General features: G+C 54.6%; 12 protein-coding genes and 2 tRNA genes. 4 read left to right on the top strand and 10 right to left on the bottom strand.

Going from position 1 to position 9,835, the window contains the following annotated elements; genetic code table 11:
- A partial coding sequence (locus WCX19_RS14580; RefSeq protein ID WP_373009392.1) for a CxxC-x17-CxxC domain-containing protein occupies positions 1-156 on the bottom strand: 156 nt, incomplete at its 3' end.
- 103 nt (positions 157-259) lie between these two features.
- Positions 260-1,387, bottom strand: a complete 1,128-nt coding sequence (locus WCX19_RS14575) for a TIGR04084 family radical SAM/SPASM domain-containing protein (RefSeq protein ID WP_373009390.1) — start codon at positions 1,385-1,387, stop codon at positions 260-262.
- Between the two features lie 258 nt (positions 1,388-1,645).
- On the opposite strand from WCX19_RS14575, the gene ftsA reads away from it, so the two are divergent.
- From ftsA to WCX19_RS14560, 3 genes are all read left to right on the top strand, one after another.
- On the top strand, positions 1,646-3,007 hold the full coding sequence (ftsA, locus tag WCX19_RS14570; protein ID WP_373009388.1) for a coenzyme F390 synthetase: 1,362 nt from the start codon (positions 1,646-1,648) through the stop codon (positions 3,005-3,007).
- Between the two features lie 4 nt (positions 3,008-3,011).
- Entirely contained in the window at positions 3,012-3,641 is a 630-nt protein-coding gene (locus WCX19_RS14565) for a hypothetical protein (protein WP_373009386.1), read from the top strand.
- 481 nt (positions 3,642-4,122) lie between these two features.
- A complete protein-coding gene (locus tag WCX19_RS14560; RefSeq protein ID WP_373009384.1) occupies positions 4,123-4,248 on the top strand; it encodes a hypothetical protein in 126 nt (41 codons plus the stop codon).
- 565 nt (positions 4,249-4,813) lie between these two features.
- On the opposite strand, the gene WCX19_RS14555 is transcribed toward WCX19_RS14560, so the two are convergent.
- From WCX19_RS14555 to htpX, 3 genes are all read right to left on the bottom strand, one after another.
- Positions 4,814-4,887: transfer RNA gene (locus WCX19_RS14555), tRNA-Val, on the bottom strand.
- 3 nt (positions 4,888-4,890) lie between these two features.
- Positions 4,891-4,961: transfer RNA gene (locus WCX19_RS14550), tRNA-Gly, on the bottom strand.
- Positions 4,962-5,176: 215 nt separating this feature from the next.
- Entirely contained in the window at positions 5,177-6,067 is an 891-nt protein-coding gene (htpX, locus tag WCX19_RS14545; RefSeq protein ID WP_373009382.1) for a zinc metalloprotease HtpX, read from the bottom strand.
- A 185-nt stretch (positions 6,068-6,252) separates the two neighbouring features.
- On the opposite strand from htpX, the gene WCX19_RS14540 reads away from it, so the two are divergent.
- Positions 6,253-6,903: a putative phosphothreonine lyase domain-containg protein gene (locus WCX19_RS14540; RefSeq protein ID WP_373009380.1), complete on the top strand. Its 651-nt coding sequence runs from the start codon at positions 6,253-6,255 to the stop codon at positions 6,901-6,903.
- 51 nt (positions 6,904-6,954) lie between these two features.
- Here the strand turns inward: WCX19_RS14540 and WCX19_RS14535 are convergent, their stop codons facing one another.
- The 5 genes from WCX19_RS14535 to WCX19_RS14515 form a co-directional block, all read right to left on the bottom strand.
- The gene (locus tag WCX19_RS14535; RefSeq protein ID WP_292424392.1) at positions 6,955-7,101 is read right to left on the bottom strand and encodes a 50S ribosomal protein L40e; all 147 of its coding nucleotides are present in this window, start codon (positions 7,099-7,101) and stop codon (positions 6,955-6,957) included.
- A 74-nt stretch (positions 7,102-7,175) separates the two neighbouring features.
- Positions 7,176-7,730 carry an RdgB/HAM1 family non-canonical purine NTP pyrophosphatase gene (rdgB, locus tag WCX19_RS14530; RefSeq protein ID WP_373009378.1) on the bottom strand — a complete coding sequence of 185 codons (555 nt, stop codon included), beginning with the start codon at positions 7,728-7,730 and terminating at the stop codon, positions 7,176-7,178.
- Positions 7,727-9,310 (bottom strand): bifunctional N(6)-L-threonylcarbamoyladenine synthase/serine/threonine protein kinase, encoded by a 1,584-nt coding sequence (locus tag WCX19_RS14525; RefSeq protein ID WP_373009376.1) that lies wholly within the window; start codon positions 9,308-9,310, stop codon positions 7,727-7,729. The genes rdgB and WCX19_RS14525 overlap by 4 nt, the downstream gene beginning before the upstream one ends.
- Positions 9,311-9,316: 6 nt before the next feature.
- Complete coding sequence (locus WCX19_RS14520; protein WP_373009374.1) at positions 9,317-9,499, bottom strand: 30S ribosomal protein S27ae; 183 nt, start codon at positions 9,497-9,499, stop codon at positions 9,317-9,319.
- Between the two features lie 2 nt (positions 9,500-9,501).
- A partial coding sequence (locus WCX19_RS14515; protein WP_373009372.1) for a 30S ribosomal protein S24e occupies positions 9,502-9,835 on the bottom strand: 334 nt, incomplete at its 5' end.

The raw sequence follows: 9,835 nt of genomic DNA, 5'->3' as shown, positions 1-9,835 counted from the left end.
TTTCCGGTGTTTGGGCAGGCAGTCCCTGCAGTAAACCGGCCTACCCTCAGTTGGCTTGAAGGGGACTTCGCACTCTTTTCCGCAGTCTGAACAGACTGTCTTTGTCATTTCTCTGGGACCGAAGTTTCTCGGGCCACCAAATCCTTTTCTTTCCATTGTATTACTCATGCAGTTTTAGATCTGCATATATTCATCATACCGTTGAGTATAAATATATCTGCCTAAAAACCGTGCCCACCGGCCACCCACTTCCACGGTGTCAGGGGATGATCTCGCAGCCGTTGAACTTCTCGTGGGCAAAGTCCGCGAGACTGATACGCCCCGAGGCAATGAGGGCCCGGACCCGGGGGAGTTCGGCCGTGAGTGCGTCGCGCAGGTTTTCCACGGTGCCGCACACGAGCTTCCGGCCCGCAGGGTTCCAGGGATGCACGATGCTTGAGTACAGGCACCGGCCCCCGCAGAAGGTGCGGATGTGGCAGGCTTCGCACTCGCCCCCGACCGGGATCCGGCGGAGGTGCTGCGGGTCTGCGTCAGCGATATGGCCGAGATAGTACTGTTTCATGCCGATCATGATCGGGCAGGGTGCGATATGGCCATCGGTCATGATCGCGTAGTTCGCGTGTCCCGCGCCGCACCTTAAGGGGCTTACTCTCCCGTTCAGGAGATCTTCCATGGGATCGATGAACGGGTACCAGCGCAGGACCCGGCCGGACGTTTCCATCTCGTCCACCCATGCCGTGACAAGTGCACGGATGCCGGGATTATACCTTTCTTTTGCCCACGCGGCAAACGTCCGGTGGCTGAAATCCCCGGTGAAATTCGCATCCATCTGCCAGTGGATGGAAGAAAAGGAATAGTCCGGGTTCTCCGCGAGGTACCGGACTGCATCGAAAATGTCGGTGCGTTCGGTCACGGTCATCCTTGCGATCAGTTCGCCGCGATAGCCGTTTGCACGGATCTTTTTTACGTTTGAGATCACCCGGGAAAAAACCCCTGCCCCCCGGTTCTCATCGGTGAGGGCTTCGCGCCCGTCCAGGGAGACGAGGATCGTAGAGAACCGGTTGACGATACTAGGGGAGAGCTGGTCGAGCAGGAGGCCGTTTGTCTGGATCATGAACCGTTGGACCGGAGCCTCGCTGACGATCCGCTCCACGAGATCTCTCCGCATAAGCGGTTCGCCGCCATAAAATGTCACGGTGGGCGAGGGGTCCCGTGCGAGAAATTGGTAGAGCAGGTTCGGATCGTAACTCAGGTCAGGTGGGAGATCCCCGTCGATCTCGACCGGCACCGTATCCGGACCCGCCGTATCCTCATCCTCGAATGTCTTTGCCCGGCAGTACCGGCAGCAGAGGTTGCAGTCGTCGGTGAGGATAATGTGGAAGTACATGGGTAAATGCCAGTTATCATGGGAAGCGACAGAAAATAAATTGGGCGCCCGTGCGGGAACCTGCTTCATCGCGGTGCCTCGATGAATCCATCCGGTATTCACTAGATCAGATCATGGGGGTGATCCCGGATGCCCGCCGGATCCTGATATTTTCGTTCGTGTGGAGATGATGCGGCTCGAAATCGAAGCAGGAAAACGCTGATCGTATGTAAGGGCCCGTGTCGGAACGTATAACAATTCCTCCGGTAATTCTATCCTATGGCCGCAGGGGCGTATTTTGCACCGGATATCGAGACCCTCAAACGCGGCGACCTTGACGCCCTGATCGATGAGCGTGTCCGTTACACTATATCATATGCAGCAGAACACTCGCCGTTTTACCGGCAGTGGTTTAAGAAGAACAATATCCGTCCCGAAGAAGTGCGGACACATGAGGATTTGCTTAGTCTCCCCATAGTCTCCGGAAAGACGATACGGGAGAACCAGCCGCCCGCGATCCCGGATTTTGCGTTTCTCTCCGCGGGCTGGAACGATATCTTCTCGATCCAGGAAACGAGCGGCACGAGCGGGACGCCCAAAAGTTTTTTTTTGACCTGGGATGACTGGAAGCGGTACGCGGAGAAGTACGCACGGAGTTTTGTCTCGCAGGGTTTTTCCAAAAAAGACCGGATCGTGGTCTGCGCCTCGTATGGCATGAACGTGGGAGCAAACACGATGACGATTGCCGCCCGGCGTATCGGGATGGGGATCATCCCCCTCGGGAAGTGCACGTTCGAATCCCGGATTATCCTGAATTACCGGCCGACCGCAATTGTGGGGAGCGTCTTCAAACTCCTGCGGCTTGCGCGCAGGCTTTCGGCCGAGGGGATTACGCCATCGGAAACGTCGATTACCCGGCTCGTGGCCGGGGGAGAGGGTTTTGCGGATGAGTCGCGTGCCTACCTTGCGGAACTCTGGGGGTGCCCGGTCTATAATACGTACGGGAGCACCGAGGGAACGATGTGTGGCGAGTGCACGCAGATGGCAGGGCTCCACGTGCCCGAGGACCTTGTCCACCTTGATGTCTACGATCCCGGCCTAGAGTCGTTTGTGCGGGACGGCGAATGCGGAAGGGCGGTCCTTACCACGCTGCTGCCGGTCGGCGGGAAATCCGGGATGCTCCTTATCAACTACGATACTGAAGACACGACCGTGGTTATCTCCCGGGAGCGGTGCGAATGCGGCAGGTCCCATATGCGGATCGTAAACCCCGAGCGGGAAGCCGAGACCATCTGGGTGGAAGACAACACGTTCAACCGGGTGGACATTGAAGCTGCGGTCTTCCAGCCGGAGACTATGGCCTATCTTACCGGAGAGTACGAAGCGTTTGTCGATCCCGGTGACGTGGCAGGAGAGGTTGCGTTGAACGTGGGTCTGGAATGTTCTGATACCGCACGTTGCGACCGGCATCTGGTGGAGGATTGTTTTATTAAGAGATTCTTCCGTCACAAACAGGGCCTGAACAAACGGTACCAGGAAGGAAGTTTTGAGATCCGGTTCACGTACGCTGCACCCGGTGGGCTTGAAATGTACCGGAACCAGGGTCGCCCCCGTCGGCTTATCGACCGGAGGATGATTTGATCCTATGAGAAACCGACGTACAACTGAAGATGCGCTGACGGGGCTTGGCATTATTGTGATCATCCTTGTGATCATCCTGCTGGTCTATGGTGCGCTGACCGTTTTTCTCCCGTGGCAGGGTGACCCCCATAATGGCGGAATGGTACATACCTTCGCAAGCAATTCCGGCGATCTGATGAGGCACGTCGGGCCGGTATATGTTTTTCCCGCAGTGAATGGCACGCCCTCGGATGTAGCGGTCCGGTACCCGCATCCGGATCCCGGGCGGATGGGTGCTGCCGAAATGACCGTGGCACTCTTTATCGGGAATATGGGGGGTGTCGACTTTGACAAAGTGCGTGTGGTCTGGGGATCTGGCGGGATCGCTGAAACGATCCCGAGAGAGGATTCGCGCCCCCTGGTCTGCCCGGGCTGGACGATTGCCGGTAAGTTCAATATGCTCCCTTTAAAGAGTGCGGACAGTGACAACATCCTTGAACCCAACGAACAGTTTGAAATCTTTGCCTGCCCGACCACCACCACCGCACCGTACCAGCAGTTTTCATTGACGATTTTACCGTCGGGAAATATGGCCCCGCCCATTGTCAGCGCGACTGTCCCGCCCTTGGTGCAGCCGATTGTTTCCCTGAGCTGAAAAACCGGTCCCATCATTTCCACCCTGTGGTTCGCATATCATAACCGGGATAATCTGTCCCGATCCCGATTTTTGGGGATTTGAAGTACTGGGCTGCCCCCACATCTAACGTCTGTAAATTTTGGCAGGCAGGGCGATGCGCTGGCATGTTTCTTCATCATGCATCACATACGATGGTGCAATGATTAATGCGCTATAATTCAGGGAGATTCACGTAAACCGGGCAATATTCTCTCGTTTTTAATCGGGGTTGAAAGTGTGGCACAATACCGAAAACATCGGTAAAATATGGCCAAATTTGGTATCTCGACGTGTTTTCGACGGAAACTTTTTATATTAACAGGCGTCAACTCTCATTATCAAAACCCGAATTGGGTTTTGAGGTGTTTAACTGGGACAGAAAATTGGAAAGGAAAAGATTGTACGGGAAAAGGGATTCCTGTACTTCATCGGGAAAGATGGATATGTCTGGGCAGCCCCAATGAAGCACAACAAGACCGGCAAGAAGAAGAAAGTCGGTACTGAAAAGATTGCCAAGGAAAAGGGCTACATGTACTACATTGGCAAAGACGGATTCGTCGCAAAAGCCAAGATGAAAAACGCATAACCCGGATTCCTTTTATTTTTGCAGGTCCGCCTGAGATGCCGGAGCAATCCGGTTCCCGGCGGCTGCATATAGTTTTTCCCCTGACGGGATCGTTTCTCTCACGGTAGCCGATCATCTGAACCTGTAAAGGGGAATTTTAGGGGAAACAGAGTATCCGCAAAAGAGGGTTGTGGCGATCGTGCGGACAACTACGTGCCAGGTATTCCAGGGTTACCTTTCTGTTTTCATCTGCCGACAGGGTCTTTCCTCACCGTGTACATGAATTACCTGTGCAATGCCCGTGCAATCTATTGTGAGATCAGATATCAATATTTATACCCCTTTGTTTCCACTGGAAATCCCTCAAATTTTGGAGGATTTGAGATAATCGGGATATAATTCTGGCAAAAATTTTACGGGCTCGCAGGACACCAGTGTCGGATCTGATGATATTTTGGAGGGGAAACGGAGGATATGCCCTTCGCTTGACCCGGTGAGGCACATATCATCGTTCTTTCATAACTTCTGATAAGATCCTGAAAAACAAAAAAGGAGAAAAGGGGTGTGCAAAAAAACAGAACGCTGATGGGCCCGTCGAGATTCGAACTCGAGATCTTCGCCGTGTGAAGGCGACGTCATAGCCAGCTAGACCACGAGCCCTTATGCATCGACCGGGAATTGAACCCGGGCTATAGGCTTGGAAGGCCTAAGTCATACCACTAGACCATCGATGCACTGCGCTCTACAATTTTGGCGGGGAGGTGTATTAATGCTTACTTATCCCGCTGCTTGATCAAAGTCTGGTTCTGTTCGAACATCGCAGTTTTTTTCGCTTCGTGCCGACCGACCCATCAATGTTATTATTTGTCATCATTAACGCAAATCCCTGCCGGCGAATAGGGGAATACGAAACCGCACGGTAAAGGTTGCGGTATAAAAAAAGCAGGGATCAGTATCCCCGGATCTCGGTCTCAATTTTTTCAAGCGCCGCAATCCGCTTCTCGGTTGCCGGGTGGGTGGAGAAGAGTTCCATGATCGTATTGCCCGAAAGCGCCGGGATAATAAAGAATGCATTTGCGGCTTCAACCTTGGCTTTTGCCTGAGGCGGGACGGCCTCCATCCTGCCGCTAATCTTGGTTAAGGCTGAAATAAGTGCACGGGGATTTCTCGTGATAAGCGCGCTGCCCCGGTCTGCCGCAAACTCGCGGTACCGGGAGAGCGCGAGCATTAAGAGCGTGCTGAGCGCGTACACAATGATCGAAACGATCCAGACTACAATCCATGCGGCCCCATTCTCGCGATTGTTGCCTCCAAACAGCGCAGAGAAGAAAAAACTCTGCATAATCATCGATGCGATCATCGCGACGAAACTTGCGAGCGTCATCGTGAGGATATCACGGTTTTTCACATGCGAGAGTTCGTGTGCAAGGACGGCCTCAAGTTCGTCCCTGGTAAGAAGGCGCATGATTGAGTCCGTGCAGGCAACCACCGCATGCTTCGGGCTTCTTCCCGTAGCAAATGCGTTGGGTACCGGGCTCTGCATGATCGCGATCCTTGGCAGGGGCAGATCGGCCTCATGGCATAGTTTCTCGATCGTGCGGTGGAGTTCCGGGTATTCATCCTCGGCTATAATGCGCGAGCCCGTGCTCCAGAGCACCAGTTTGTCCGAGAAAAAAAACTGGACAAGTCCCATGACGACCGCTAACCCGACAATCAGAAAGATACTGATCGAGGGGAAGAGCACCACTAGTACCGTCATGAACACAAGGTAGAGGATAAACAGCAAAAACCCCGTCAGCAATACCCGGGCTGTCAGGCCCCAGTCTCTTTTCCATTCCATAATTAGTACATCTCTGCTGCCGTCGCTCTTAAATCATTCGAAAATGACAGTGACCTGCACATAATTCGGGCCTGTTTCGCATTTCGGACGACCCGGGGCAGTCTCCCAATTATGGCAGGAAGTACCGCAGAGTCTCCCCATCAAATCAGAAACTATTTTTCGGCAGAACACCGGACTGGTACAATATGGACGAAGTCGATTCCGAGGCTCTGGCGGATGTGGCATACGGCATCTTCGATCACCTTCTCACCAGAAGACTCCATACTCAGGGCAAATATCTTTCTACGCTCGTTGAAGGAGGCATTGACTTCACCGCAGACCTGACGGAGACATTCAAGCAGCTCACCGGCGAATATCCACAACTTGCCGACGCGCTCCTTGTACGGTTTGGCTCGGTCGATACGATCTACGGGATGCTCTGCGGCGGGGAAGGTGTCCTTCCCTCAAAGACGACGCAGATGTACTGGATCGTGCAGGACGCACCGGGCAGCGCACCCGAAGCAATCGAGGACGAGCATGCCGGCAAATGGTTGATCTTCCAGGATCCCGATGTTGCAGATGTCGCATGGAAGAAGGTGCGGGACGCAACGGTGGCACTTGATCTGGGGATCTCTGCAAAGGTCAGTACGGCAAAACCCAATCCTGACTCCCGGGACAGCCGCAGGGTCATTTATGTCTATACAAAAGACTGGGCAGACGAGCCGGATGTGATGAGGGTGCGGGAGAACCTCCGCGCATTAGGGTTTGTTGACCGGATCGGGTACAAGCGCAACCTCGAAACGTTTGCCGGTGAATACGCACAGAAAGGCAAACGCGTCACGTACTATTCATCCTGATCTCTCAATCACAAAAAACCAAAAAAAGAAAAAGAGTATTGAAAAATTCAATTACGCTTTTCGTTCCTTGTTTTTCGGCCGCAGGTTCTTGTACCCGCACTTGCGGCATGCGGTTGCGTGGATGGCATTGCGTGCATTGCAATGCATACATATCTTCACGTTGAGTAAACGGGCTTCGGCTTCTGGGAACTTTGCCATGGATATACACTCCTGTATGCCCTTATAACAATGTTCTTTGATCTTTTAACCGTTTGCGTGGGCCTGTGATCGGTTCAGACCTGATGTTGGATAAACCAGTCCCGGAATGCGGCAAGTGCGCATGCCCGGTGGGAGATGGCACTCTTCTTCTCAAGTGGGATCTCGGCAAGCGTCTGCCCGTCGACTTCGAAGATCGAATCGTACCCGAATCCCCCGGCGCCCCGGGGCGCCGTTATGATCCTGCCGTCAATCGTGCCGGTGAAAACTTCAATGCCGGTTTCATCGGCAAAGGCGATCGCGGTGGTGAACCGGGCGTTGCGATCCGTGACGCCATCCATTAGTTTGAGAATACCGGTGTTGCCGATCGATATGAGGACGTACGCCGCATACGGCCCCGGAAACCCGTTGAGCGCATCGATGGAAAATGCCGTGTCGTCAACGATGAGCGGCTCCTTCAGGTGATCATATGCGTACCGCACTTTCTCCCTAGCGATCTCCCTGACATCATCGGAGCGCAGTTCCGGGATATCGAGCGCCACATGCCTGACCGTGAGGGTTCCGCCAAAAAAAGCAGCGACCTCTTGTGCCTTGTTGGCATTGCTGGTGACGATAGTAAGGTTCCTGCTCACAGGTATCTCCCCCGGAGTTCGATCTCCTGCTCCCGGGCGAGCACCTCTCCTGCACCGGCAAACGTCTCCATGTACCCCCGGGCAAATGCCGCGCAGAAAACGCCGGCTTCTTTCGGGTTGGTGCTTTTGAGTGTCTGGAACATGACATGGATATCGACACCCCGCTGCTCGATCTCGGTGGTCACCTGCGATAACCCGAAATCGATCAGCACGCACCTGCCGTCACTTTGGCGCAGGATCATGTTGCTCGTGGTGAGATCCCCGTGCATGATGCCGGTGGTGTGGAGCCGGCCGACCATCCGTCCTGCCTCCTCACAGTGTGCCGCGGAAAGGGATCCGGTGAGGAGCGTGCCGGTTACCTGCTCCATCACGATTGAATCATGGGTGATATCGCTCATAACGGGCGTGGGGACGCCTCCTTTGCGTGCTATGTGGATGAGCCGGGCCTCGGCCCGGGTCCGTTCGGAGATGAGTTTTTTGTCAAGTGCCGGTGCCCTGTACCGCTTGGAGACCCGCTGCTTAACCGCGTTCCCGTCCCTGAAACTGACAACTGCCTCTGCCCCCCGTTTCTGGCCGGTGCTGCCATCCTGTCCATGGTCCGGCGGATGCGTGACTTCGTGTTTCCAGGTGACCTCCACCTCATCTGAACGGAAGGACGGATTGACCTGCGAATGTTCGATGGCGAGAGACTGGCCGCTCTCAAACATCAGTTTTCCTGTATAGGCGATCATCGCGCCGTTGTCCCCGAGATATTTCCGCTCGGGCACAAAAAACTGTGCCCCCCGCTCCTCGCACATGATCTTGAGCATCTCCTGGAGCCGGGCGTTCGCTCCCACGCCCCCTACAAGGAGCACCTCGTCTTTGCCGGTGAGCGAGAGCGCCCGTTCTGTCACCTCCACGCACATCGCAAACGCCGTCTCCTGCAGGCTGCAACAGACATCGGACAGCGGTTCTTTTGCATCCTTTGCCGCAGAGACCAGTCCCGAGAACGCGAGATCCATGCCCTTGACCGTATAAGGAAGTTCAAAATAATTCCCGGCTTTTGCCTGCGTCTCGATCAGGGGCCCCCCGGGGTGCGGGTGATCCTTTGCACGGGCGAACTTGTCAAGAGCGTTTCCTATGCCAATGTCCAGCGTCTCGCCAAAGATGCGGTACCGCCCGTTGAGGTACCCGATCACCTGCGTGTTTGCTCCGCTCGCATAGAGTACGATCGGATCCCGGCAACCCGTGGCCCAGCACCCGATCTCCACGTGGGCAACGCAGTGGTTTACCCCGACAAGCGGGACGTCAAGGGCCAGCGCAAGCGAGCGTGCTGCGGTCGCTACTGTCCGCAGGCAGGGTCCAAGCCCCGGTCCCTGTGAGAAGGCAACCCCGGTAACTTTATCCGGCTCTAATAGAACCGAGGCGATGACTTCCTTTATCACCGACGCATGGTGCTGTGCCGCCTCGCGCGGGTGAATACCGCCATGGGCGGGGGAATACGGGCGTGAGCACAGACAAAGAAGATCCTGATCAAAAAGAGCAGCACTGAGGTTCCAGGCTGTCCCCTCAATGCCAAGTATCTGCCCAAATGCAGGCATCAGCGTTTATTTCTTGAATTCGGTGTATCCGCACTTTCCGCAGGCAACACGATCCTTGTGGTCGGCCATCATGACGCCGGGGCCACAGCGGGGGCAGTACTTCTTCGCGGTGGTGACCTTCTCACCCTCAACTTTGAAGTACGCACTGCGTGACGGCCCCTTTGCTGCTGCTTTCTTTGCCGCTGCCATGCTTATGCCGCTCCTTCCTCTTTGGGCTTGGGCATGCCGCGTGCTGACAGGTACGGGCGCTCGGTCTTCTTCTTTGCATCTTCAGTATCATACACGCGTGCTTTTCCGGTGACAACCATCTTGCCGAAATTGCTTTTCAGAGTGTCAAGGACAACCTGTGGCTCTTTTGCATTGAGCAGTGCGCACAGTTTGCCGATAATCTGCATGCGGGAGGGTGTAGCACCATCGTATGTGAGAGTAAACTGAATCTCTCTTCGTGATAAAAGTTCATTCCTTTTATCGCTCTCGATTTCAAAGTCCATCGATATCCTGTAATTATTGGAAACCGTGTTATTT

Source organism: Methanoregula sp. (genome assembly GCF_041663825.1).
Taxonomy (GTDB): domain Archaea; phylum Halobacteriota; class Methanomicrobia; order Methanomicrobiales; family Methanospirillaceae; genus Methanoregula.
This window is presented reverse-complemented; position numbering and strand designations above follow the sequence as displayed.

Coding starts and splice junctions, on each gene's coding strand:
- WCX19_RS14565 (WP_373009386.1), top strand. CDS start 3,012: ATGAGAAACCGACGTACAACTGAAGATGCGCTGACGGGGCTTGGCATT.
- WCX19_RS14560 (WP_373009384.1), top strand. CDS start 4,123: ATGAAGCACAACAAGACCGGCAAGAAGAAGAAAGTCGGTACTGAAAAG.
- WCX19_RS14575 (WP_373009390.1), bottom strand. CDS start 1,387: ATGTACTTCCACATTATCCTCACCGACGACTGCAACCTCTGCTGCCGG.
- htpX (WP_373009382.1), bottom strand. CDS start 6,067: ATGGAATGGAAAAGAGACTGGGGCCTGACAGCCCGGGTATTGCTGACG.
- ftsA (WP_373009388.1), top strand. CDS start 1,646: ATGGCCGCAGGGGCGTATTTTGCACCGGATATCGAGACCCTCAAACGC.
- WCX19_RS14525 (WP_373009376.1), bottom strand. CDS start 9,310: ATGCCTGCATTTGGGCAGATACTTGGCATTGAGGGGACAGCCTGGAAC.
- WCX19_RS14535 (WP_292424392.1), bottom strand. CDS start 7,101: ATGGCAAAGTTCCCAGAAGCCGAAGCCCGTTTACTCAACGTGAAGATA.
- WCX19_RS14540 (WP_373009380.1), top strand. CDS start 6,253: ATGGACGAAGTCGATTCCGAGGCTCTGGCGGATGTGGCATACGGCATC.
- WCX19_RS14520 (WP_373009374.1), bottom strand. CDS start 9,499: ATGGCAGCGGCAAAGAAAGCAGCAGCAAAGGGGCCGTCACGCAGTGCG.